The organism is Streptomyces sp. LX-29 (genome assembly GCF_029541745.1).
Lineage (GTDB): Bacteria > Actinomycetota > Actinomycetes > Streptomycetales > Streptomycetaceae > Streptomyces.
In genome coordinates, this window is record NZ_CP089746.1 from 7,365,476 (window position 1) to 7,389,926 (window position 24,451).

18 protein-coding genes and 2 pseudogenes are annotated in these 24,451 nt (G+C 71.9%); 11 read left to right on the forward strand and 9 right to left on the reverse strand.

Annotation, left to right across the window (positions count from 1 at the left end):
• The first annotated feature begins 444 nt into the window (after positions 1–444).
• Positions 445–1,491 (forward strand): ferritin-like protein, encoded by a 1,047-nt coding sequence (locus tag LRS74_RS30595; RefSeq protein WP_277744047.1) that lies wholly within the window; start codon positions 445–447, stop codon positions 1,489–1,491.
• Positions 1,492–1,590: 99 nt separating this feature from the next.
• On the opposite strand, the gene LRS74_RS30600 is transcribed toward LRS74_RS30595, so the two are convergent.
• The 4 genes and pseudogenes from LRS74_RS30600 to LRS74_RS30615 form a co-directional block, all read right to left on the reverse strand.
• Entirely contained in the window at positions 1,591–3,555 is a 1,965-nt protein-coding gene (locus LRS74_RS30600) for a hypothetical protein (RefSeq protein WP_277744048.1), read from the reverse strand.
• Positions 3,556–3,607: 52 nt separating this feature from the next.
• Positions 3,608–3,859, reverse strand: a complete 252-nt coding sequence (locus tag LRS74_RS30605) for a hypothetical protein (RefSeq protein ID WP_046930121.1) — start codon at positions 3,857–3,859, stop codon at positions 3,608–3,610.
• 35 nt (positions 3,860–3,894) lie between these two features.
• Positions 3,895–4,272, reverse strand: coding sequence for an SCP2 sterol-binding domain-containing protein (locus LRS74_RS30610; protein ID WP_277744049.1), 378 nt, complete (start codon positions 4,270–4,272; stop codon positions 3,895–3,897).
• 375 nt (positions 4,273–4,647) lie between these two features.
• Positions 4,648–4,812: pseudogene (locus LRS74_RS30615) on the reverse strand (IS5/IS1182 family transposase); the annotation flags it as partial.
• 223 nt (positions 4,813–5,035) lie between these two features.
• On the opposite strand from LRS74_RS30615, the gene LRS74_RS30620 reads away from it, so the two are divergent.
• Both LRS74_RS30620 and LRS74_RS30625 read left to right on the forward strand, forming a co-directional pair.
• A complete protein-coding gene (locus LRS74_RS30620; protein ID WP_277744050.1) occupies positions 5,036–5,470 on the forward strand; it encodes a phosphotransferase in 435 nt (144 codons plus the stop codon).
• A 208-nt stretch (positions 5,471–5,678) separates the two neighbouring features.
• A pseudogene (locus tag LRS74_RS30625) lies at positions 5,679–7,568 on the forward strand (propionyl-CoA synthetase); the annotation flags it as partial.
• 213 nt (positions 7,569–7,781) lie between these two features.
• On the opposite strand, the gene LRS74_RS30630 reads toward LRS74_RS30625, so the two are convergent.
• Together LRS74_RS30630 and LRS74_RS30635 are read right to left on the reverse strand one after the other, a co-directional pair.
• Positions 7,782–8,273, reverse strand: a complete 492-nt coding sequence (locus tag LRS74_RS30630) for a hypothetical protein (protein WP_277744052.1) — start codon at positions 8,271–8,273, stop codon at positions 7,782–7,784.
• 189 nt (positions 8,274–8,462) lie between these two features.
• Positions 8,463–10,427, reverse strand: a complete 1,965-nt coding sequence (locus LRS74_RS30635; RefSeq protein WP_347178174.1) for a TIGR03086 family metal-binding protein — start codon at positions 10,425–10,427, stop codon at positions 8,463–8,465.
• Positions 10,428–10,579: 152 nt separating this feature from the next.
• On the opposite strand from LRS74_RS30635, the gene LRS74_RS30645 reads away from it, so the two are divergent.
• Complete coding sequence (locus LRS74_RS30645; RefSeq protein WP_277744053.1) at positions 10,580–11,707, forward strand: WYL domain-containing protein; 1,128 nt, start codon at positions 10,580–10,582, stop codon at positions 11,705–11,707.
• Positions 11,708–11,798: 91 nt separating this feature from the next.
• Here LRS74_RS30645 and LRS74_RS30650 read toward each other — a convergent pair whose 3' ends face one another.
• The 3 genes from LRS74_RS30650 to LRS74_RS30660 form a co-directional block, all read right to left on the reverse strand.
• Positions 11,799–12,434 (reverse strand): peptide deformylase, encoded by a 636-nt coding sequence (locus LRS74_RS30650; protein WP_277744054.1) that lies wholly within the window; start codon positions 12,432–12,434, stop codon positions 11,799–11,801.
• Between the two features lie 388 nt (positions 12,435–12,822).
• Positions 12,823–14,028, reverse strand: a complete 1,206-nt coding sequence (locus LRS74_RS30655) for a hypothetical protein (protein ID WP_277744055.1) — start codon at positions 14,026–14,028, stop codon at positions 12,823–12,825.
• A gap of 75 nt (positions 14,029–14,103) precedes the next feature.
• Entirely contained in the window at positions 14,104–15,429 is a 1,326-nt protein-coding gene (locus LRS74_RS30660) for a 6-phospho-beta-glucosidase (RefSeq protein WP_277744056.1), read from the reverse strand.
• A gap of 215 nt (positions 15,430–15,644) precedes the next feature.
• Between LRS74_RS30660 and LRS74_RS30665 the strand changes: the two genes are divergently transcribed.
• The 7 genes from LRS74_RS30665 (at position 15,645) to LRS74_RS30695 (ending at position 24,388) form a co-directional block, all read left to right on the forward strand.
• Positions 15,645–17,042: an extracellular solute-binding protein gene (locus LRS74_RS30665; RefSeq protein WP_277744057.1), complete on the forward strand. Its 1,398-nt coding sequence runs from the start codon at positions 15,645–15,647 to the stop codon at positions 17,040–17,042.
• Positions 17,039–17,947 (forward strand): sugar ABC transporter permease, encoded by a 909-nt coding sequence (locus LRS74_RS30670; RefSeq protein WP_277744058.1) that lies wholly within the window; start codon positions 17,039–17,041, stop codon positions 17,945–17,947. The genes LRS74_RS30665 and LRS74_RS30670 overlap by 4 nt, the downstream gene beginning before the upstream one ends.
• A gap of 50 nt (positions 17,948–17,997) precedes the next feature.
• Positions 17,998–18,822, forward strand: coding sequence for a carbohydrate ABC transporter permease (locus tag LRS74_RS30675; RefSeq protein ID WP_277745002.1), 825 nt, complete (start codon positions 17,998–18,000; stop codon positions 18,820–18,822).
• 64 nt (positions 18,823–18,886) lie between these two features.
• Complete coding sequence (locus tag LRS74_RS30680) at positions 18,887–20,980, forward strand: SpoIIE family protein phosphatase (RefSeq protein ID WP_277744059.1); 2,094 nt, start codon at positions 18,887–18,889, stop codon at positions 20,978–20,980.
• A gap of 105 nt (positions 20,981–21,085) precedes the next feature.
• Positions 21,086–21,904 (forward strand): NAD(P)H-binding protein, encoded by an 819-nt coding sequence (locus LRS74_RS30685; RefSeq protein ID WP_277744060.1) that lies wholly within the window; start codon positions 21,086–21,088, stop codon positions 21,902–21,904.
• 346 nt (positions 21,905–22,250) lie between these two features.
• On the forward strand, positions 22,251–22,928 hold the full coding sequence (locus LRS74_RS30690; protein WP_277744061.1) for a DUF4142 domain-containing protein: 678 nt from the start codon (positions 22,251–22,253) through the stop codon (positions 22,926–22,928).
• A gap of 17 nt (positions 22,929–22,945) precedes the next feature.
• The gene (locus LRS74_RS30695; RefSeq protein ID WP_277744062.1) at positions 22,946–24,388 is read left to right on the forward strand and encodes a DUF1996 domain-containing protein; all 1,443 of its coding nucleotides are present in this window, start codon (positions 22,946–22,948) and stop codon (positions 24,386–24,388) included.
• Positions 24,389–24,451 lie beyond the last annotated feature (63 nt).

Sequence of the window (24,451 nt, forward strand, 5' to 3'; positions counted from 1 at the left end):
CGCGATCGACGACGAACCCTGGTGGCGCCGCCAGAAGGTCCCCTTGATCTGCGCGTTCTGCACGGCTCCAGTGGTGGCCCAGCGCACCACCGTGGGCCGACGACCCGGACCAGATCGGCGCCACCGCCCCCGTCATCCAAACCGGCCCCGCAACCCCCGTCGATCAGTTCGGCGTGAACATCTCCACGATGCGATCGCTGCTGCCCCCTCTGGCCCAACAGTGCGCTCGTCATCGCACGGTTCCTGCAGAAGCGCCTACCCCCGCCACTCTCGTTTTTTGTTCGTTTGCTTGAGTGCCTGTTTGTGGATCAACCATACGGGTGGAGTCTGGGGGCACGCTTCTGTGCGGCGATGAGGTGCGAGCATCCCGCTTCAAGATGGACCGGGATGCTCACCAACCGGAAAGGGTACGCCGTGGCCACAGTCCTCGACTATGAAAGCAACATGATCGTCGAGCTGATGGAGGTCCCTGCTGAGGAACACGATAGGCAGTGGCTGAAAGAAGCGCTGCAGCAGGCCGTCATGTTGGAGCTCGCGACGCTTCCGCCTTATTTGTGCGGTCTTTGGTCAATCGAAGATTCCAGCCGTGACTCAGGCGTTTTTGCGACGATCCACGAAATCGTCTTCGACGAGATGTCCCACCTGGGCCTGGCGTGCAACATGCTCACCACCATCGGCGGGGAACCGCGCATCGCCGATGAGAGGCTGGTGCCGAAGTATCCGGGTCCGCTGCCCGGCGGCGTACGTCCGGAGTTGACGGTTTCGCTCACAGGCCTGAGCAAGCAATCGCTCGACATGTACTCCCAGATCGAGAAGCCCGACGACCCCGTCGTCGAGGACAGGGAGATCCACACATCGATCGGGGCCTTCTACACGGCAATCCTCGAAGCCTTCCGTAATCAGCAGCACCTGATCTCGGGCACCCGACAAGTGGTCAAACGCATGTTCGGCCACGGCAAGGGGAACGATGTCGTCGCACTCAGGTCGTTCGGTGACGTCGAGGCCGCCATCAAGATCATCAAGGAGCAGGGCGAAGGTACTGCCGCATCGCCGCAGAACCCGTTCCCCGGACGGCCCGGAGAGCTGGCTCACTTCTACTCATTCCGAGAGATCTTCCACGGCCGCAAGCTGATCGCTGTGTCGCAAGACCCGCCCAGGTTCGACTTCCAGGGTCCAGAGATTCCCATGCCGAACACCCTTCCCATGGGAACGGTGCCGCAGGGCGGCTGGGAGCAAGGCGGGGTGACGGTCTCCAGTGAGGTGAGAAGGCACCTTGACGCCTTCAATCTCCACTACAGCTCGCTGCTGTCGTTCCTCGAGAAGGCGTGGCAGGCAGAGCAGTCCAGTACGGCAAATGCGCGGTTGAGCGACGCCATCGGAGAGATGTCCGAGCTACAGGGGCCGGCGCAGGAGCTGATGGGCATCCCGCTGCCCGATGGTAGCGGGAAGACGTACGGTCCAGAGTTCCGGTACGTCGAGGCCAGGACATGAGCGAAGCCGACATACGGCGGCACGGTCGGCGACCGCGACGCCCCTGTCGGAGGCATGACGTCGGCCGTCGGCCAGCGTCATGCCCCCGAGGGTCGTTGATCAGACCCCGAACGACTCGCTGGGGCTCACCACGGCGGTGAAGCCGTTGGTCGCGATGACTCGTACCAACAGCTCTCGACCGGAGTCGAACTGGCTCGGGTCCAGTGTGACGGACGGCCTCTTGAGCCCCACACCGACCGTCTGCCAGGTCCGGCCCTCGTCGCCGCTGATCTGGATGGTGAACGTGTGGCTCTCCTCGACGGGTCGCTCGAGATCGGCTGCGACACTCAGCCTGTGGCGGTCGACAAGCTCGGTGCGCACGGCACGCGTGACCGGCGGTGCCGCCCCGGCGCGGAAGGTGTCCACCACCGCCCCGCCGACGACCAGTTCGACCACGGACACCTCCGGGCCGGCGGTGACCGTCGCGTCCACGATGCCGACTCGGTCCTCGCCGGGGCGGAGTTCGGAGTCGAGCTTGACCGGTGCGGAGTGTTCTTGCACCACGGCGCCGTCCGCGGTGGTGAACCGCAGCGTCACGGGGCTGTCCGGTACGGGAGCGGTTGGTGACACGTTCGGAGCCGGGTTGACAAACGCGATCTTCCCCTGGCCTTGCGTCAGGTTGACCGTGCTGACGACGTTGACCACGATCTGTCCGGGCGCAGGGCCGCCGCCACCGTCGGCGAACGACGGCAGGGCGTTCTCGGCCACCAGGCGGCGCCGGATCCCCCCGTAGGTGTAGACGGACAGCCACTCACGGTCGCAGTAGGTCATGATGTCATGCCACTGGGTGCCGGGCATGGCGGTCATGGGAAGCGTGTTGGCCGGATCGCCGACGTCGAAACCCGCGAATCCCGCATCGGTGTTGGACAACTGCCCGGCGGGGAAGGGGTAGTTGTTGAGGTCGTTCGCGGTCTCCCCACAGAATCCCGGATGCAGCCTCCCCAACGTGTGCCCCAGTTCGTGGCCTCCGTACCAGTCGCCGTACGACCCGTCCACGTCCCAGCCGAAGGACCCACTGCCGGGTACTCCCGTAGGACCGCAGGCCACGACGGCCGGGTCGGGACTGGTGGCGGGGACGCTCGCCGAACTGCCTCGCATGAAGAAGCCCGTGTCGCTGACCATGCCGTAGTAGTGGGTCCGCGCGTCGGTGCCGGCGCTGACATCCTGGGTGCGGATCGCGGCCAGCTGCGCGTTGATGTCGCTGGAGATGAATGGCACGGCCGCCGTGGCGGCGACCACGGCCTGCGAGTTCAGCACCTGGGCCACCGGATAGGCCCGGCCGAGCCATGACACCAGCAGGTCGAAGTCGATGTTGCGCGGAGCATGGGTCACCGGCGGTGTGCCCTGCTGGTAGGTGAACCTGACGATCCGCACACGCAGTGGGGGGCCGGGCTGGAAGGTCACCGTGGGTCGGCGTTCGCCTCCGAGCGCGATCGGGTTTCCGGTCACGCTGTCGGTCACGCCGGACAGCCAGACTGTGGCCTGTCCGGCAGCGGTGGCGGCGGCCGGCAGCACGAAGTTGAGACTGCGGTTGGCGTCGTCACGGGCGCGGGTGAGGTTACCCGCATCGGCGGGATTGAGGGTCACCGTGTTGGCGGAGGTAACGACCACCGGCGCGGCCGACGGCCTCCGCACCGACAGCTGGCCCGTGACAGTGATGGGTGCGCTGCCGTAGTAGCTCAGATACGCCCGCACCACGGTCCGCTTATCGGCCACCAGCGGTACGGAATGGCCGAGGTCCTGCACCCCCTGTGTGACTTCCAGGGCGTCCATCTGCAAGGGGTGGGTGCTGGTGTTTCCGGCGGACAGATCGACGCGGACCACCTCGGCCGAGTCGTCGGGGTGGGTGGCCTCGACCGCGCGCCCGGTGACGAGCGCGTTCGCCATGACCTGGATCATCAGGCGCTTGGCGGTGCGGACGGCCTCGGACTCGTCCGCGCTGGACTGGATGGTCAGCAGCTCGTTCGCCGCGGGGTCGGGTCCGACCCACAGGCACGCCATCAGGCTTCCCTGCATGGACGACAACCGCTGAACGTAACCTTGTGTGACAGCCATGACAACACGCGCCCTTCGCCCGTCACACAGGGTCGATCTCGACCGAGGTAATCTTCGCGTCGCCGTCGCCGTGCCCGGCCGCAACCACGCGATAGTTGGTCGCCGCCGCGGCGAGCGACTGGACGAGGTTGGCCGCGTACGCGGTATCAGCGGCTGACCCGTCATTACTGACAGCCAGCACTTCGGAGTTGTCCGGTGTGGGACCTATCCAGACGCAGGCGGTGGTCTGCGACAGGATGGACAGTCGTTGAACCGGTCCGGTCGTCGTAGCCATGGCAGGGAACCCTTCGGTGGATGACGGAATGGCTGTCAGAGCGGCCTGTCCAGCAGCCCCAGTTCGAGGGCGCCGTCGCTGAAGTAACGCAGGTCGCCGCGGACCCGGATTCCGCCGGAGAGGAACTGCTCTCGTGCGTCGACCTGTCCGTCGATAACGGCACGGATGACTGCGGCGTCGCCGATTACTTCGACCAGGGTGGGCCTGCCCACGCCGGCCGCTACGTTCTCCGAAACGTTGACCTCGTTCGACCCGCACTCCAGAACGTACGTTCCGCCGCCCTCTCCGGACAGATGGAGCACGATGTTTCCCGGCCGCAAAGACCGGTTCTTCGCCAGCTTGTCAGCGAGGTTCTGCAGCGACTCTTTCATGGTTCCCTCCGGCCGCCTTCGGCACGTCAGGCTCTCATTCATGAACCACTCCCGATCAATGCCACAGCGCTATGCTCTGCCTTGACAGGGAGCGGAGAAGCGAGCTGGCACGGGATCAACTGCAATATTCACGCCATACGTGATTGCGACCCGATGTGCTCATCACCGACCCAGCACGTGTCGAACGCGGTAATGAGATTGTTGATTGATTCGTGCAGCCGGCGGCGTCGTGGTGCCGCCAGCTGGTGCCGCTACTCCATGCTAGGCATGACGGGGATATCGTGCAGCCTGTACGGGAACCGACCGTTCAGGCGGGTCGAGCCAGAGACGGACGAGCCGGTGCCCGACCCGGCGGTCGGGTTGCCGCCGACGACGCCCACGCCCGTGACAACCGATCCACCGAGCGTCAGAGCACAGACGAAGCCAAGGACGCACGGCGGCAACGGTCATCGTGCCGTGGAAGACATATGCACGCTTGTCGAAGCGACAGGCCATGGCGCGGAAGCTCTTGAGGGCATGGATCGATGGCTCCACCTCGTTGCGGCGCTTGTACATCGTCTGATCGAAGCCAGCGGGTACGCCTAAGAACCGCTGAGGGCGATGCGCTGTTCGTCAAGGGCGTACGCAAGGACGATCGCGAAGGCCGCAAGGCGCAGGTCTGGGAGGTGACCGCGAATTCCTGGGTCGCAGGTATCGGTCTGAGCCTCCGTTGGCACGTGGAAGCGGAGGGGGGTTCCTCCTGGCCTTCGACTACATCGACGGACGGCACGCGGAGCTTGGGCCTGACTCGGACGACTACGAGTGCGTGGCCGATCTTCTCCAGCGCATGCAGAGGCTTCCCCTGCCTGACACTTGGGTTCCCTCGCTGAGCGAGCGGTTCGCTTCCTTCCTGCCTCCGTGGAAAGCCGAGCTACTGAAGGGAGAACACCTCCTTCACACCGATATCAACCCACACAACGTCCTGATTACTGACGGCGGTCGCGCCCATCTAGTGGATTGGGCCATGCCTGCTGTGGGACCGGTCTGGGTCGATGCCGCCTACACCGCCGTGCGGCTGATGGAAGGCGGCACCCCTCCTGTGACGGCTCGCCGCTGGCTGGACCGCTTCCGCTCCTGGCGACAGGCCGACGCGGAAGCCGTCAGGGCCTTCGTCGAGGGCACATGTCGGCACTGGGAACACGTGGCCGGGAACAAGGCTGCGCGGCACGGCAATGCCCGCTTCCGTGCACTGGCAGAGTGACCTACCAGCCCCAGGGGCAGCCTGGGAGAGCGCCCGTCGTAGGTGTGTCTGTGCAGTTCAGGGCACTGCTAGCGGTAAAGCACGCAGATCTACGAGGGGACCAACCAGGTCCAGCGCATCGTCATGGCCCGCGACCTCCCGTAGCGTGAGCGGCGTCGCGTGGCCGGGTGCCGCGCGGCGTCCGTCCGCGACGACGAGGGAGGCCACACCGATGGGCTCGTACTCCGACAGCTACCGGCACAGCCTGGCGGACCCGACGGGATTCTGGCTGGACGCGGCGAAGGCGATCGACTGGACACGGCCGCCCACCCGCGCACTGGACGACACCGACGCCCCGCTGTACCGCTGGTTCCCCGACGGGGAGTTGAACACCTCCTTCAACGCGCTGGACCGGCACGTCGCGGCGGGCCGGGCCGGGCAGACCGCGCTGATCTGGGACTCGGCCGTCACCGGCGCCAGGCGCAGCTACACCTACGAGGAGCTGCGTGACGAAGTGGCCCGCTGCGCCGGCGCGTTGCGGGGCCTGGGGGTGGAGCGCGGCGACCGGGTGGTCGTCTACATGCCGATGGTGCCCGAGGCCGCCATCGCCATGCTGGCCTGCGCCCGCCTCGGCGCGGTGCACTCCGTGGTCTTCGGCGGCTTCGCCCCCAGGGAGCTGGCCGCGCGGATCGAGGACGCGCGACCCAAGGTGATCGTGGCCGCCTCCTGCGGCATCGAGCCGTCCCGCGTGGTGGAGTACCTGCCCATCGTGGACGCCGCGCTGGAGACGACCGCGCACCAGCCGGAGACGGTCGTGGTCCTCCAGCGCGAGGCCGCGCCGGCGACGCTGCGCCGCCCCCGCGACGTCGACTGGCACGAGCTGATGGCGGACGCCGCCCCCGCCGAGCCGGTGCCGGTCCCCGCCACCGACCCGCTCTACATCCTCTACACCTCCGGCACCACCGGAAAGCCCAAGGGCGTCGTCCGCGACACCGGCGGGCACGCGGTCGCGCTGGCCTGGTCGATGGGGGCGGTCTACGGCGTGCGCCCCGGCGACGTCTGGTGGACCGCCTCCGACGTCGGCTGGGTGGTCGGCCACTCGTACATCGTCTACGCCCCGCTGCTGATCGGCGCGACCACCGTGCTGTACGAGGGGAAGCCGGTCGGCACCCCGGACGCGGGCGCGTTCTGGCGGGTGATCGCCGAGCACCGGGTGACGGCTCTGTTCACCGCGCCGACCGCGCTACGCGCCATCAAGCGCGTCGACCCCGAGGCCCGTGAGCTCGCCGGGTACGACCTGTCGACTTTCCGGACGCTGTTCCTGGCGGGAGAGCGGCTCGACCCCGAGACGTACCACTGGGCGCGCGAGAAGCTCGGCACGCCGGTGGTCGACCACTGGTGGCAGACCGAGACCGGCTGGCCGGTCGCCGCCAACCCGCGGGGCCTGGAGCCGCTGCCGGTCAAGCCGGGCTCGGTGAGCGTGCCCGTGCCCGGCTACGACGTGCGCGTCCTGGACCAGGCCGGCGCGCCGCTGCCCGCCGGGGAGGAGGGCGCCATCGCGATCCGACTGCCGCTGCCGCCGGGCACGCTGCCCACCCTGTGGGGCGACGACGCCCGCTATGTCGAGGGCTATCTCTCCCGCTACGAGGGCTACTACCTCACCGGCGACTCCGGCTACCTCGACGAGGACGGCTACCTCTTCGTCATGGGCCGCACCGACGACGTGATCAACGTGGCCGGCCACCGACTGTCCACCGGATCGATGGAGGGGGTGCTGGCCGCCCACCCCGCGGTGGCCGAGTGCGCCGTGATCGGTGTGCGGGACGAACTCAAGGGGCAACTTCCGCGCGGGCTCGTGGTGCTGAAGGCCGGTGTCGACGTCGACGAGGCGGTGCTGCGCGAGGAGCTGATCGCCGCGGTGCGCCGGGAGATCGGCCCCGTGGCCGCCTTCCGGCAGGTGTCGGTGGTCGACGCGCTCCCCAAGACGCGGTCCGGGAAGATCCTGCGGAAGACGATGCGGGGCATCGCCGAGGGGCGTGACGAGCCGGTTCCCTCGACCATCGAGGACCCCTCCGTCCTGGACGCGCTCCGCCCGGTGCTGCGCGACGAGGGACTGTAAGGGCCCGTCGCCGTTCCCCGAGGGGACGCCCCCCGAGCGCTCGGAACCCGGAGGGCGCCGCCCGTGGGCCGGGCCCGGCCCCGAGCCCCGGGCCCGGCCGGCCGTACGACCACGGGCCGACCACGGGCCGCCCGCGGGCCGCCCGCGGGCCGCCCGCGGCGTCGGACGGGCGGGGGCGTCCCGCCCGTCCGACGCGCACGGTGTGGAGGTCCGTCAGTCGAAGACGAACGGGCCGGGGGACTGCGCCGACGTGGCGGTGCAGTTGACGGTGATGAGGCCGAAGACGACCAGCTTCAGGGACTTGGCCTCCAGGCGGTCACCGGGGGCGACCGTGCCGTTCAGCGGGCCCGTGCTCACGTCGTCGCCGGTCTTGATGGCCGGGTTGGCGTTGCCGGTGAAGGTGGTGGTGCCGGAGCCGTTCTTGGTCAGGGTGAGCGTCGACTTCACCGCGCCCGCCGGGATGTCGAGCGGCGCCTTGACCGCCGACGAGCTGAGGTTGATGGTCGCCGAGGTGCCGTTCTGGGTGGCGGTCAGCGTCGCCGCCCCCGCGCCGTAGCTGCCGCACTCCGCGGTCAGCGTGGCGGTGGTGGGGTCGACGGCCGCCGCCGTGGGGGCCAGCGCCAGGGCGCCGACCGCCAGGGCCGCGGCGCAGGATGTCGTGCCGATCACGAGCGTGCGGGGTCTACCGGGCTTGCTTCGTGTCATGGAGCTTCCTCCGATGTGGGGGAGTGCCGCGGGTGCGTTCGCCGACCCGCTCCATTCGCCATGGCCATGGCAAGCCCTGTCATTGATGCGTAGGCCATCGAAGAAGGCAAGAGTGATTCCCGGTGATTTTTCCGGCGCCCCCGGGCGGCGAGGCGGAATCACCCGGGGGCGGCCGTACGGAGCGCCCCGTCAGCGCGCCGGCGGCAGGTTGTAGGTGAGGCGGAAGGTGTTGCCGGGGTCGTAGGCGGCCTTCACCTCCGTCAGCCGCCGGAGGCCGGCCGCCCCGTACAGCGCTTCCAGTCGCTCGCCGGTGCTGCGCTCACCGTCCCCGTAGACGAAGTTGACGGCGCGTCCGACGACCCCAGGGGCCAGTGCGTCCAGCAGGGCCCGATGGGCCTCCCGGATCCGCTCCCGGTCGTCCGCGCCCACCATCGACAACACGCTGACCAGGAAGCGGGCGTCGCGGTGCGCGACCGCGTTCGCCACCACCGGCCGGCGGCCCAGCGCCCCGCCGAGGTGGCGGATCTGCACCACCGACCAGACCGGCGAGCCGGGCCCGGTCAGCTCCACGACCGTCCGGGCCGCCGAGGCGTCCAGGCCGCTGACCATCGCGGCGTCGCCCTGGTACGGGTGCGGCTGCTCCGGGTCGTCGTAGATGGACCCCGACTCCGCGTACGGCATCTCGCGGAGCGAGTCGACCAGCCGCGGGCCGACCGCCCGCAGCGGCGCCACCAGCCGTTCGCCCTCGGCCGGGTCGCCGGTGTAGGCGATCCGGATGTGCGCCACATAGCGGCCGCGGAGGTGCTCGGGGACCTGCGGCAGGTCGGGGAAGGGGACCATCCCGATCGACGAGGTCAGCTCCTCGGGCACGGTCTCGGTCCAGCTCAGATAGGTCCGCAGGGCCTCCTCGGCCAGCTCGGCGTCGAACATCAGCCCGCCGCCGTAGAGCCGGGCCACCGGGAACAGGTCGACCTCCATCGCGGTCACCACCCCGAAGTTGCCCACCCCGCCGCGCAGTGCCCAGAACAGGTCCGGGTCGCTGTCCGCCGTGACATGGCGCAGCCGTCCGTCCGCGGTCACCACGTCGAGGGAGCGCACATGGTCGGCGGCGTAGCCGTACTCCCGGGACAGCAGGCCGAGCCCCCCGCCGAGGACGTAGCCGACCGCGCCCACGTGCGGCGCCGAGCCGTTGAGCGGGGCCAGGCCGTGCCGCGCCGCCTCCGGCACCACCCGCGCCCAGCGCGCTCCCGCCTCGAACCACGCCGTGCGCGCCTCCGGGTCCACCCGCACGCCGGTCATCCGTCGGGTGCTGATCAGCACCCCGCCCTCGGCTGCGGCGGGCAGCCCGTGCCCGGTGGCCTGGACCCCCACCGGAAGCCCGTAGGCGCGGGCGAACTCCACCGCGGCGCGCACGTCCTCCGCCGTCCGCGCCCCGACGACCACCGCCGGGCGGTGTCGGAAGGCGGTCTGAAAGCCCGCCACCTCGGCGTCGTAGCCGTCCTCGCCGGGCCGCAGCACCGGCCCCGAGACCCGCGCGGCCAGCGCCGCCGCGGCACGGGCCGGGTCCGGTGCCCAGTCGGGACGGCGGCCCAAGAAGGCCGCCAACCGGCCGTAGGCGTCGGCGCCCTCGAGGGCCGGCAGCGCGGCGTCGAACGGGACCGGGCCGCCGCGCCGCTCGGCCGGCAGCGCGAGGCGGGCGAACGCGAGCGCGAACTCGGCCAGCTCCGCGTCGAGCGGCTGGGTGTCGCCGAGCGCCCGCGCCAGGTCCCAGGCGTGCGCGACCGCCTCCATGACGTATCCGGCCAGGGCGATCCGGCCCGGCGCCTCGCCCCAGGGCACCGAGACGGCCGCCGTCAGCCGGGCGTCGTCCGCCCAGGCGGCCACGAGCCGGGCCCGCGCCTCGGCGTACGCCTTGGGCCAGCCGTCGTCCGACACGCCCGGGGCCTCGGCCGGCACCTCCAGCGCCGCGCCGCCCTCCCCGACGTGCGAGATCCGGTGTGTCCCGCCCACCACATGGCTCAGCAGGGCCCGCACGTCGTACTCCGCGCACGGCGTCGGCTCCGTGAGCAGCTCGGGACGAACCGCGTCGATGAGGGCGGCGAGCTGGTCGGCGGCGCGCTCGAAGTGGGGGCGCGGGTCGGTCATCGCGTGCATGCGGGTAACTCTCCGTTCGTCGCGACGCCCGGTCCGGGCGTCGCGATGACCTTCCCGCCATAACCTGACACCCGCCGTCATGTTTTCCGCCGGCCTTCCGCGGCGCCGGCCGGGCGGCGGCCACCGGTCGCGCCGTCCGGCAGCATGGGCGGGTGAAATCCGATCGTCTGCTCTCGGTCCTGCTGCTGCTCCAGACCCGCGGCCGGGTGCCCGCCGCCGAGCTCGCCGCCCGGCTGGAGGTCTCGGTCCGCACCATCTACCGCGACGTGGAGTCGCTCTCGGCCGCCGGCGTGCCGGTCTACGCCGAGCGCGGCCGCCACGGCGGCATCGCGCTGCTGCCCGGCTTTCGCACCGATGTCACCGGGCTGACCAGCGATGAGGCGCGGGCGCTGTTCGTGCTGGCCGCGCAGGGGACGCACAGCGCGCTCGGCCTCGAAGGGGCGTTCGGCTCCGCGCTGCGCAAGGTGATGGCCGCGCTCCCCGCCCCGCACCGCCCCACCGCCGAACTCACCAGCCGCCGCATCCTCGTCGACCCCGACCGCTGGCTGTCCGGACCAGCGGGGCGCCCCGACCTCGACACCCTGCACGACGCCGTCTTCGCCGACCGCCGGCTGCGCATCCGCTACCGGCACGGCGGCGAGAACCGGCCGCGCACCTACACCGTCGACCCGTACGGGCTGGTGGCCAAGGCCGGCGTCTGGTACCTGATCGCGGACCGACAGGGCACGCCGCAGCTGTTCCGCGCGGACCGGGTGGCCGAGGCGAGCCTCACCGACGCGCCGGTGCGCCGCCGCGACGGGGTGGAGCTGGCCGACGTCTGGGAGGAGCTGCGGCGCCGGGTGGAGCGGCTCCCGGAGGGGCTGTGGGTACGCACCAGGGTGCGCCGCTCCCGGCTGGACATGTTCATCCGCATCATCGGCGCGGCCCGGCTCGCCGGGTTGCCGCCGACCGTCCCGGCCCCGGACCACGCCGAGGACACGCCCGAGACCGGGGGCGCCGAGGGGATGGAGGGGACGGAAGGCGCGGCGGGCGAGGGCGAGGCGGACGGGCGCGGGGCGGACGAGGACGCGGCGGAGGACGGCGACGAGTGGGTGCCGGTGGCGGTCTCCTGTCCCGTCCCCGTCGCCGCACGCCAACTGCTCCAGTTCGGGGCGGACGTCGAGGTGCTCGGCCCGCCCGAGGCCCGCGCGGCGGTCGCGGAGGCCGCCGCCCGGTTGGCGGCGATGTACGCCGACGACATCCGGGCGGCCGGGGCGACCGGTGGACCGGACGGCGGCTGACGGCTGACGCGCGGGGGCCTACGGCGGGTGTCGGGTGTCGGGTGCCGGGTGCCGGGTGCTGGGGCGCCAGGTGTCAGCGTGCGCCGGACGGTCAGGGCAGCTCGAAGCCGAGCGCGCGGGCCGCGGCCGCCGGGGTGGGCTGCGTCCAGCGCTCCTCCATGGCCCGCGCGGACGCGAGCGAGCGGGTGATGGCCCGGTCGAGGTAGAGCATCCCGTCCAGGTGGTCGGTCTCGTGCTGCACGATGCGCGCGGGCCACCCGGCCAGCTCCTCGTCCAGCTCCTGTCCCCGCTCGTCCTGCCCGCGCAGCCGCACGCGCGCGTGCCGCGCGACGACCGCCTGCCAGCCGGGGACGCTCAGACACCCCTCGTAGAAGGCCGCTCGCTCAGCGTCGACCGGCTCGTAGGACGGATTGACCAGCACCCGGAAGGGCAGCGGCAGCCGTCCCCGGGCCCGGGCCACCTCCTGCTCCACCTGAGCCGGGTCCTCCACGACGGCCAGCCGCAGCGGCACCCCGATCTGCGGCGCCGCCAGCCCCACACCGGGCGCCGCGTGCATGGCCTCCCGCATCGCGGTGATCAGCCGGTCCCACAGGCGGCCGTCCAGCTGACCGTCGTAGGGCACGGCCGGGCTCCGGAGCAACGGGTCCCCGGCGGTGAGGATGGGCAGCGGTCGGGGGCCGGCGAGCAGGGTCTCGACGAGCTTGGGCAGCGCGCTGATGGTGGCCATACGACCAGCCTGGCAAGGGTGGTCGGGCCAGGGCAAACCGGAATGTGACAGCGGTGCGAACACGGTCCGCGGCGGTCGGGTCACCGGACGGCGAGCACGCCTGCCACGCCCGCTCCACGACGCTGTTCATGACGACAGCGGCGTGCCGCACGGGGCCGAGCGGCCGTACGCGCCCCGTGTCCGCCTGCGGACACACCGTGGCCTCCGTCAGGTGCGCCGCCTCTCGACGGCGCCCGCGCCGCGGCGCCGCCCTGCGCACCCGCCGTTACGGCCGCGGGCTGGGCGGGCGTCGAGCCGGGCTCCGCCGGCCGCACGCGGAACCGAGGCTCCGGCCCGGGGCGGGGCACTCCGCGGACCAGCCGGTCCCGCATCCGCCCCCCCCCACGGCTCAGCCCGTCTTGCCCGGCGGCTTCGGCGGCGGGACCGCCGTCTTGGCGGGCTGGGGCGCGGGTGCCGACCCGGTGGTTACGGGCTGCTCCTCGAACTCCTTCCCGGAGCCGCGGATGTTGGCGAGCACGGTCTTGCCCTGCTGGTCGACGAGGCGGGTGACGGTCTCCTGCAGGATGCCGAAGGCCAGTGCCCAGGCCACGATCTGCGGGCTGGTGTCCAGCGCCTTGAGGCCGGGGACGAACTGGCCGCCGATGAGCAGGATGCCGATGATGGCGGACAGCGCCCCCACCGGAAGGCGCAACAGCAGCAGCATCATGGGGATCTGGTACGGAGCCCCCGTGCCCTGCAAGTTCCGCAGCGAGAGCGCCCCCGCGAAGGCCGCGGCGAGCGCCCCCGCGAAGGCGACCAGCAGCACGTCGCTGCCGTTCGCCTCGTGGCCGATCGGGCACTCCAGCGTCTTGCCCGGCTCCGGGGTGAAGCACATCTTGACGGCCACGCCGTTCACGTCGACGAAGCCCCAGACGACGAACAGCGTGGTGAGCACCGACATGACGAAGACGGAGAGCATGAGGATGTTGCTGAAGCTGCGCACCCGGGCGCGCTCGATGTTCTCCGCGTGGTTGGCGGCGTCCAGGGTGCGCGCCGCCAACTCGCGGGCGCCCGGGGTCAGCCTGCCGTTGGTGCGGCGCAGCTCGGCCCGTAGCGCGACCAGCCGCCAGTCGTCCGGCCGCAGATGCTGCTCGGCCTGGGCCACCACGCCCGCGCTGAACCAGGCCAGCCCCCTGCGGGGCGCCAGCCGCAGGAGCTGCACCTCGACCTCGTTGATGTTGGCCAGCGCGCGGTCGGGCTGGGAGCCGGTGAACCGGGACCTCCAGTCGTGGCTCTCGACCGCGGCGCGCGCGGCCCGCAGCTGAGTGTCGATCTTGTCGGCGATCGCGGTGTCGGACGGCGACAACCCCGCCTTCCGCATGGCGTTGACCTGCGCCTGCTGAGCCGCGATATGGGCGCTGTACCGCTGGCACCAGGAGGACTTCCCCAGCCCGGCCACATCGCCGTTCTCGTCCGGCCGGTGTCTGCCGGCGTGGGCTTTCCGGCCCGCGCGGCCGTTCCTGCCGGGTCTGTGCCCGCCGGCGTGGCCGTTCGCGTCGGTCTCGTGCCTGTCGGCGCGCTTGTCGGCGTGCTCGTCGGGGTGCTTGTCGGCCATAGGACGACGCCTCCGCTGAACGGGTTCGCGTAGGTGCCCCATCACCCATTAGATCACCGGACCGCCGAGATCACCTCACCACGCGGCCCGCAGGATGCGCTCGGCGACCCGCACCGAGTCCACCAGCGGATGCAGCGCCAGCGCGCGCAGCGCCGCCGCCCGTTCACCGCTCTCCGCGGCCTCCATCGTGCAGCGCTCCACCGCCTTGAGGGAGAGCATCAGCCCGAGCTGGTCGGGCGCGACCGCCCCGGCCGCCAGCGGGCGTGGGCCGCCGGCGTCGACCAGACAGGGCACCTCCACCACCGCGTCCTCGTCCAGCCCCGGCACCGCGGAGCGGTTGCGCACGTTCAGGATCAGCGTGGCCCGCTCGTCGCGCGCGATGGCGCGCATCAGTGCCAGCGCCACCCGGTCGTAGCCGCCGCCCTCCAGGTCGCAGGAGTCGCGCTCCCAGCCGCCGCTGGCCTCCCGGCTCGCCGCCAGATAGGTCACCTCGCGCTCCAGCCGGGTGCGCTCCCACAGCGCCAGCGCCTCCCGTGGGCGGTCGGCCGCCTCGGCGTAGAAGCCCGCCTGCTGCTCGCGCAGGAACTCCCCGCGGGTGGTGGCCGCTTCGCGGATCGAGGCCACCGCCTCCCGGTTGAAGTAGTAGTAGTGCAGATACTCGTTGGGCAGCGCGCCCAGGGTCCGCGTCCAGTCGGCGCCGAACAGCCGGCCCTCCTCGAAGGACTCCAGCGCGAACGGGTCGGCGAGCAGCTCCGGCAGCCGGTCCCGGCCGTCGACCAGCATCCGGCGTAGCCAGCCGAGGTGGTTGAGGCCGACGTAGTCGAAGCTCACCCGGTCCGGGTCCGCCCCCAGGGCGCGGGCGGCGCGCCGGCACAGCCCCACCGGGGAGTCGCAGATGCCGATCACCCGGTCGCCGAGCACCCGTTGCATGGCCTCGGTGACCATGCCCGCGGGGTTGGTGAAGTTGATGACCCAGGCGTCCGGGGCGAGCGCGGCGACCCGCTCGGCGATCCGCACCGCCTCCGGCAGCGTCCGCAGTCCGTAGAGCACGCCTCCGGCGCCGACCGTCTCCTGGCCCAGCACCCCTTCGGCGAGCGGGATCCGCTCGTCGCGGGTCCGCCCCTCCAGGCCGCCGACGCGGATGGCGGAGAAGACGAAGTCGGCGCCGCGCAGCGCCTCGTCGAGGTCGGTGGTGGCGCGCACCGAGGGCGCGGCGGGCCCGCCCGCCGGGTGGTCGGCCGTCTGCCGGGCGAGGACCGCGCCGATGGCGTCCAGTCGCCGTGGGTCGGTGTCGTACAGCACCAGTTCGGTGCGGCGGCCGTCCTCGCTCGTGTCCTCCAGCAGGGCTCGGTGCACCAGCGGCACCCGGAACCCGCCCCCGCCCAGCACGGTCAGCCTCATCCGGCCACTCCCTCCACATCGACCTCGCGGACCGCGGCGAGCGTGGCCGGATCCGCGTTCTTGACTGCCTCTTGCCGTCTCCTGCTGCCGATCAGTGTGCCAAGGAAGCGGGGGACTGCCCCTTGCCCCGCGCCACGAGGGAGGTGCAGGGTGACGCGCACCCGCGGCGACGGCGCAGGGCGGGCCGGGGGAGACCCGTGGAGAGGGGAGACGGGATGAGGGGGCGCAGACGGGAGCGGAACCGGGCTCTGCCGGCCGCGTTAGCCGCCGGCGTGCTGGTGCTGGCGGCGGCCTGTGTGCCGGGCACCGACGGCTCGGCGGCGGGCCGGCCGGGTACCGGCGTCGGCACCGCCGTGCCCGACCCGGCCAAGGCCGGCAAGGTCACGCTGACGGTCTGGGACCAGGAGGTCCAGGGCGGTCAGAACGACGAACTGGAGCAGCTGAACCGGGAGTTCCAGAGGAAGTACCCGAACGTGACCGTCAAGCGGGTGGCGCGCGGGTTCACCGATCTGAAGGCCACCCTGAAGCTCGCCCTCTCCGGCAACAACCCGCCCGACGTCGTCCAGGCCAACCAGGGCTACCCGGACATGGTGGCCTTCGTGCAGGCCGGGCTGCTGGCCCCGCTGGACGACTACGCGGGGATCTACGAGTGGAACACCCGCTATCCGACCGCCCTGCTCAACCTCAACCGGGTCTCCGCGGACGGCCGCCGCTTCGGCACCGGCCGCCTCTACGGCATCTCCCAGACCGGCGAGTACATCGGCCTCTACTACAACAAGGACGTGCTGACGAAGGCCGGGCTGCGGCCGCCGACCACCTGGGACGAGTTCACCGACGGGCTGGCGCGGCTCAAGGCGGCCGGCGAACTACCCGTCCAGTTCGGCAACCTCGACAAGTACCCGGCGATCCACACCTTCGGCGTGCTCCACGGCCGGCTCGGCGCGGACCGCGCCCGGGCCACCGTGTTCGGCCGTGGCGACGGCTTCGACACCGCCGCCACCCGGGAGGCGGCCGCCACCCTCGCCGACTGGGTCGAGCGCGGCTATCTGCCGGCGGGCGCCAACGGCCTGGGGTACGACGACGCGGCCAAGAAGTTCGCCGCCGGCTCCGGCGGCTATCTGATCACCGGCACCTGGCAGCTGGCCGAGCTGAAGCGGGCCATGGGCGACCGGCTGGGCTTCATGCCGCCGCCCCCGACCACCGCCGGCGGCGCCCCGGTCACCACCGGCGGTCAGGGCCTGGCCTGGTCCATCGCCGCACGCTCCCGCCACCGCGAGGTGGCCGCCGCCTATCTGGACTTCCTCACCAGCCCGCACGCCGCCGACGTGATGACCCGGCACGGTGTGCTGCCCGTCGTGCCCGGGCCCGCGGCGCGCCGGGCCGGGCCCGACACGGTCGACGGACAGCTGGTCGCCGGCTGGGAACGGCTGAGCGCGGCCGACGGACTCGTCCCGTACCTCGACTACGCCACCCCGACCTTCTACGACACGCTCTCGGAGTCCCTCCAGGGCGTCCTCGCCGGGAACCTCTCCCCGCGCCGGTTCGCCGCCACCCTGCAACGCGACTACGGCGCCTTCCTCAGGGAGCGGCGGACCCGGGCGGCGGACCGGTGAGCCGCCCACCCCGCCGGCGGGCCGGCCGGGGGCGGGCGCCCGGCGAGCCGCGCGCCGTCGGCTACCTCTACGTTCTCCCGGCCCTCCTCCTCTACGCGGCCTTCCTGCTCTACCCCTTCGGCCAGTCGGTCTGGCTCTCCTTCCTGCACTGGGACGGGCTGACCCGCGCCACCCCGGCCGGCCTCGACAACTACCGCGATCTGTTCACCGACCCCGAGTTGCGCGCGCCCTTCGCCCACGCGCTGCTGCTCCTGCTCTTCTCCTCCGCGCTGCCGGTGCTCATCGGGCTGCTGCTGGCCGCCGCGCTGTCCCGGAACCGGGTGCGCGGCACGACCTTCTTCCGCACCGTGCTGTTCCTGCCCCAGGTGTTGGCACTGACCGTGGTCGGCGTCGCCTGGCGCTCCATCCTCGCCCCCGACGGCCTGCTCAACGACACGCTGCGGGCGCTCGGCCTGGGGCGGCTGGCCCGGCCCTGGCTGGGCGACTACGACTGGGCGCTGCCCGCCGTCGGCATCGTGGGCACCTGGGTCGGCACCGGGCTGTGCCTGGTGCTCTTCCTCGCCGGGGCGCAGCGCATCCCACGCGAGCTGTACGAGGCGGCGCGGCTGGACGGCGCCGGGCCGCTGCGCGAGTTCCGCGCCGTGACCCTGCCCGGGCTGCGGCCGCAGCTGGCGGTCGCGCTGACCCTGACCATCGCGGCCGGGCTGCGCAACTTCGACCTCATCTACATCACCACCGGCGGCGGGCCGGGCGACGCCACCTCCGTGCCGGCCTACGAGGTCTACCACCGGGCCTTCGAGACCAACCAGGTGGGCTCCGCCGCCGCCGTCGGCGTTGCCCTCACCGTCCTGATCTTCGCGCTGACCGTCACCGTCGCCCGGCTGGCCGAAGGACGGCGCCCATGAGCCCCCGAGAGCGCGGCCGCGCCGCCCCGACCGCCGCCCACGGCGGCGGGGTGACCTCCCGGTTCGAGCGCGGCGTCACCTACGCCGTCCTGGGCGTCTTCACCGTCCTCGCGCTCACCCCGGTCGTCGGCGTCCTCACCACCGCCCTGGGCCCGCCCGACTCCCTCGACACCGGCTTCTCGCTGCCGACGGACGGGCCGCACTGGGAGAACTTCGCCGACGCCTGGAGCCGCGGCCGCTTCGGCACCTATCTGGGGAACTCCGCCCTGGTGGCGGTGGCGGTGGTGCTGCTCAGCACCGCGCTGGCGGTCCCGGCCGGCTACGCCTTCGGGGTGCTGCGCTTCCCCGGCTCCACGGCGCTGTTCTACCTCTTCGTGATCGGCCTGACCCTGCCGCAGGAGGCGCTGGTCGTCCCCCTCTACTTCGATCTGCGGCACCTCGGGCTGACTGACGGCTACGCGGCGCTGATCCTGCCGCAGACCGCCCAGTCGCTGGCCTTCGGCGTCTTCTGGATGCGCGGCTACTTCCGGAGCGGCGCCCTCCCGGTGATCGAGGCGGCGCGGGTGGACGGCGCGGGGAGCTGGACCACCCTGTGGCGGATCCTGGTCCCGATGTCCCGCCCGGCCGTCTCCACCCTGGTCGTGCTCACCTTCATGTGGACCTGGAACGAGTTCCTGATGGCCCTGGTGATGGTGAGCGACGAGGCGCACCGCACGGTCCCGCTCGGCCTCGCCTTCTTCCGGGGGCAGCACGCCTCGGACGCCGCGCCGCTGGCCGCCGCCGCGGTGCTGATCGCCCTGCCGGTGGTGGTGGTCTACGTGCTGCTCCAGCGCCGCCTCATCGCCGGGGTGCTGGGCGGCGCCGTCAAGGAGTGACCGTACGGTCGGGGTGGGCCACCGCCGTGTCGAAAAAACCGACGAATGGTGGCAGAGTGGCGCTATGGCTGAACGGCGAGCGACGTCGGCCGCCGAGTCGGTGCCGGACGACTGGCCCGCCCGCCCGGAACTGAGCCTGGCCCTCAACCGCATGGGCTGCTTCGACTGGGACCTCGACAGCGGCCTGATGTATGTGGACCCGCCCGCGCTCGGGGTGCTCGGCATGACCGCCGACCAGTACGACGGGCACCCGTCCTCCCTCGGCCGTACCCTGCCCACCACCGAGACCGCCCGGCTGGACGCCGTGGTCTCCCAGGCCCTCAAGGACGGCAGCGAGCGCTACAGCACCTACGTCCGGGTCCGACACGAGGACGGCGAGCAGAGCTGGGTGCACACCCAGGCCACCATCCAGCGGGACGAGACGGGGCGGCCGTACCGCATCATCGGGATCTTCCGCGACGCCCCCGGCGAGCCCGGCGGCGAGTCCGGGCGCCCGGACCTGGCCGAGGAGCGCATCCGGGTGACCAGCGTCGTGGAGCGGGTCACCGCCATCCTCGCGCACGCCAGGACCGTGCCCGACGTCATCGACGTGCTCAACGACGCCCGCGCCCTCGGCCACCTGGGCCTCGCCAGCGTGATCCTCGGCCTGGTCGAGGGCGGCCGCATCCACATCGTCGCCGAGGGGCAGCTGGGACAGCCCATCCCGGAGTTCGACTGGACCGGGATCGACGACCCGTTCCCCATGAGCGAGGTGGTGCGGACCCTCAAGCCCCGGTTCATCGAGACCCGCCAGGACTTCGCCACCAGCTACCCCGTCCTGTGGCCGCACCTGGATCCGCTGGGCGTCTCCCGCGCCGCCTATCTGCCGCTGATCGCCCAGGGCCGCCCGATCGCCACCCTGGGCCTGCTCTACAAGGACAAGGAGGGCTTCGGCGCCGAGGAGCGCAACCTCATCGTCACCCTCGGCACCAGCATCGCCCAGGGCCTGCAACGCGCCATGCTCTTCGAACAGGAGCACGACCTGGCCGAGGGGCTCCAGCAGGCCATGCTGCCGCGCCGCATCCCGGCCATCCCCGGCACCCATATCGCCGTCCGCTACCGCTCCGCCCGCATCGGCCGCGACATCGGCGGCGACTGGTACGACGTCATCCCCCTGCCCGGCGGCCGGGTCGGGGTCGCCGTCGGGGACGTCCAGGGCCATGACACCCACGCCTCCGCCGTCATGGGCCAGCTCCGCATCGTGCTGCGGGCCTACGCCGCCGAGGGACACAGCCCCTCCACGGTCATGGCCCGGGCCTCGATCTTCCTCCACGAGCTGGACACCGACCGCTTCGCCACCTGCGCCTACGGCGAGGTCGACCCGCCCACCGGGATGGTGCACCTGGTGCGCGCCGGCCATATCGACCCGCTGCTGCGCCACACCGACGGCACCTGCCGCCGGCTGCCGCTGGCCGGTGGGCTGCCGCTGGGCCTGTCCGCCGAGTTCCGCCGTCTGGAGTACCCCGTCACCACCGTGGAGCTGGACCCCGGCGAGACCCTGCTGATGTGCACCGACGGGCTGGTCGAGGTGCCCGGAGCGGACCTGGACGACGGCATCCAACAGCTCACCCAGATCGTCCGCGACGGCCCCTACGACATCCAGCAGCTGGCCGAGAAGCTCTGCGCCGTCGTGGAGGACCGCGGCGGCGAGGACGACATGGCGCTGCTGCTGCTGCGCCGCCGCGGCACCGATGTGCCACAGTCCAGCGGCAAGCTCCAGCAGCACGTCGCCCAGGGCGACCCGGACGCGCTCTCCTCGGCCCGGCACATGATCCGCGCGGCGCTGCGAGCCTGGGGCGCCGGCGAGCGCACGGACGACATCGAGCTGGTCGCCGACGAGTTGATGACCAACGCGCTGCTCCACACGGACGGCCCCGCGGTCGTGACGGTCCGGATGCTCACCGGCTACGAACGCCGGCTCCGGGTCGAGGTCGAGGACACCTCCAGCACCCTGCCCCGCCGCCGCGAGGCCGGGGAGTCGGGGGTGTCCGGGCGCGGGCTGCTCCTGGTGGACCGGCTGGCCGACGTGTGGGGCGTGGAGTCGCGCGGCGGCGGGAAGGTGGTGTGGTGCGAGTTCGTCTGCCCGCCGCGCGCCGCCGGCCAGCTGTCCCGGCCCTAGCCCGGGCGCGTCCCGGGCGGCGCGGACCGGCCGTGGACGCACGGACATCCCGCTGAGCGTTTAGACGATGGTCGGGGCACGGCCGGCGGCGGTTGACTCATCGCCATGACTGACAAGCCGATCGTTGTTCTCGGCGGCACCGGCAAGACCGGCCGCCGCGTGGCCTCCCAGCTCCAGGAGCGTGGTCACCTGATCCGTGTCGCCTCGCGCTCCAGCGCGCACCGCTTCGACTGGTACGACCGGTCCACCTGGGCCGCCGTGCTGGACGGCGCGGCCGCGGTCTATGTGGTGGACTCGGAGAGCCCCGACGCGGCCGAGCAGCTGCGCGGTTTCGGGGCGCTCGCCGCCGAACGGGGCGTGGAGCGCCTGGTCTACCTCTCCGTGCGCGGCGGAGAGCAGGCCGGCGACCAGGACCTGCTGGCGAAGGAGGCCATCGTGAAGGAGGCCGGACCGGCCTGGACCATCCTGCGGCCCAGCTGGTTCGCGCAGAACTTCAGCGAGCTGTTCATCCTGGCCGACGGGGTGGCCGCGGGAGAGCTGCGCCTGCCGACCGGCGACGGCCTGGAACCGTTCGTCGACGCCGAGGAGATCGCGGCGGTGGCGGTGGCGGCCCTCACCGAGGACGGCCACGGCGGGCAGACGTACGAGCTGTCCGGGCCGCGGCCGCTCTCCTTCGGCGAGGCGGTCGCGGAGATCGCCGAGGCCACCGGTCGGGAGATCCGTTATGTCCCGCTCACCGAGGAGGAGTACGCGGCCGAGCTCACCGCGCAGGGCCTCCCGCCGGAGGTGGTCACGCTGCTGAACGAGCTGTTCCGACGGGTCCGGGAGAACCGTGACGATTATCTGTCCGACGGCGTCCAGCGCGTTCTCGGTCGCGAACCCGCCGACTTCGCCACGTACGTCCAGCGCACCCGCTTCTTCTGAGGGCTCGGTTCGCCCCCGGGGCACCGCGGACGCCCCTCCCGCGCCACTGCGGACGTACCCCCGCCCCGTACGCACCGGCGAGTGAGCCGAAGGGCGCGCGGCTGCCGTAAGGGAGAGCGCGCGGAGCCTGTGAGGAACGAGCAGGCGAGCACGGTCGACCGTCGGCAGTCGCTTACAGCGCCCGGAGGCGAACCGAGCCTCAGAAAAAGGTGTGGCGGCACGGTAGCAGGGATTCCGTGCCGCCACCGTTGTTTGCTCATTCGGTGACCAACCCTCACCGGCACCGCCGCACCCGGCGCTAGCGTCCCTTCGCATCCCATCCGGCAGCGAAGAGGAGGACAGCCCCGTGCTATCCGGCGTGCGGCGTTTCGTCTCCGGCAGATCGACCGCGTCCCGCTACGCGCTCGCCACCACCCTGGTGGTGGGTGCGCTGGCGGCGACGCTCGTGGCCCTGCTGATCCCCGTGCAGTCCTTCGGCAGCGGCGGGGGCACCGCCGGCGCCGCCGCGCCCGCCGGGCAGGCGAGCGAGGACGACGGGCGCGGGGTCATGAGCACCCAGTACGGCCCGCTCACCCCCCTGGACCGGGAGTTCGTCCGCAAGGTGCGACTGGCGGGGCTGTGGGAGCTGCCCGCGGGGCGCCAGGCACAGCAACGCGGCAGCACCAGGGCGGTCAAGGTGGCCGGGGAACACCTCGTCGAAGGTCACACCGAACTCGACCGGATGGTGATCCAGGTCGGCGGCGCCGTCGGCGTCGACCTGGCCAACCAGCCCAGCGAGCAGCAGCAGGACTGGCTCCGACAGCTGGAGGAGGCCAGCGGCCGAGAGTACGAGCGGCTCTTCGCCAACCTGCTGCGTCGGGCGCACGGCAAGGTCTTCAACCTCGTGGCGCAGGTGCGTGCCAACACCCGCAACTCCATGGTCCGGTCCCTGGCCACCCGCGCCAACACGATCGTCCTCGACCACATCACGGTGCTCGAAGAGACCGGGCTTGTCGACTTCGACGCGCTGAACGACACCCGATGACGAAGCGAAGTGAGCTGATGAGAGAACAAAGCCATAAACGCGCGCGGTTCGCCCGTCCCTATGTGGTGCTGGCCTCGGTGCTGGCGCTGGGCGCCGGCGGCGTCGCCGTCATCGCGGCGAACGCCTCGGCCGGAAACTCCTCGGGCCCCGAGGCGGGGCGCGACACCGGTGGCGCGAACACCCGACAGCGCGCCCAGACCATCGACTGCCCGGACGTGGGGGATCGGCTGCGGGACGTCCCCGCGGCTTCTCGCCGGACCGTCGACCGCAACCTCGCCCAGCTCGATGTGCAGGTCGCCGACGCCTACCGGCGACTGACCTCCGGGCGGGCCACGAGCGGCACCGTGCTCATCGAGCTGAAGGACAAGCGCGGCGCCACCATCGGCCGGATCGTCAACGCGCTGCGCTCCGCCTCCGCGGACACCTCAGGGCTGACGAGGATGAGCGGCTGCCAGGTGAAGTGGGACACGGTGCGCACCACCGGTCAGACGGGCGGCCAAGGGCCGGGCCAGGGCGCTCCGGGCCAGGACCAGGGGCAGGGGGCTCCAGACCAGGGCCAGGGCCAGGGGCAGCAGGGTCAGGGCCCCTCGCGCGGCGACTTCGTCGACATCAGGAACGTCCGGCCCAACGTGAACGAGCCCGGATTCCGGGGAAACGGCTCCACCGGCACGTTCACCTCGGAGTGCGGCCGCAACGAGAACGGCAGGTTCAACTCCGACAACGTCATCGTCGCCCCCGGGGTGAGCAACGGCGCCCACCACATGCACGACTACGTGGGCAACGACTCCACTGACGGCTTCTCCACCAACGAGAGCCTCGCCGCGTCCGGCACCACCTGCGGCAACGGCGACCAGTCCACCTACTACTGGCCGGTGCTACGGGTGCGCGACGGCCGCCAGGAGCGGGACGTCAACGCGCCCGGCGGTGGCATCGAGGGCAACGTCGGCACCATCCTCACCCCCTCCGAGGTGTCCATCGAGTTCCGCGGCAGCCCGGTCAGCCGGGTCACGCCGATGCCGCGCTTCCTGCGCATCATCACCGGCGACGCCAAGTCGTTCACCAACGGCACCGCGAACGCCAACGCCTCCTGGACCTGCACCGGCTTCGAGAACCGCGAGCTGACGGACAAGTACCCGATCTGCCCCGGCGGCAGCAAGGTGGTGCGCACCTTCCGCTTCCAGAGCTGTTGGGACGGCCGGAACATCGACAGCGCCAACCATCGCACCCATGTCGCCTTCGCCGACGACAACGGCGTCTGCCCCCAGGGCTTCCGGGCCATCCCGCAGCTGGTGCAGCGGATCACCTATGACGTCCCGGGCGGCGCCGTCTTCGCCGTCGACAGCTTTCCCGAGCAGTTGCACAAGCCCGTGACCGACCACGGCGACTTCATCAACGTGATGTCGAACCGCCTGATGGCGCGCGCGGCGGGGTGCATCAACAGCGGCCGCGACTGCGGCTGATCCAAGGGAGAGCCGGCTACGGAGACGGCGGACCACCCACACGGAAGAGAGAGGAGGTCACAC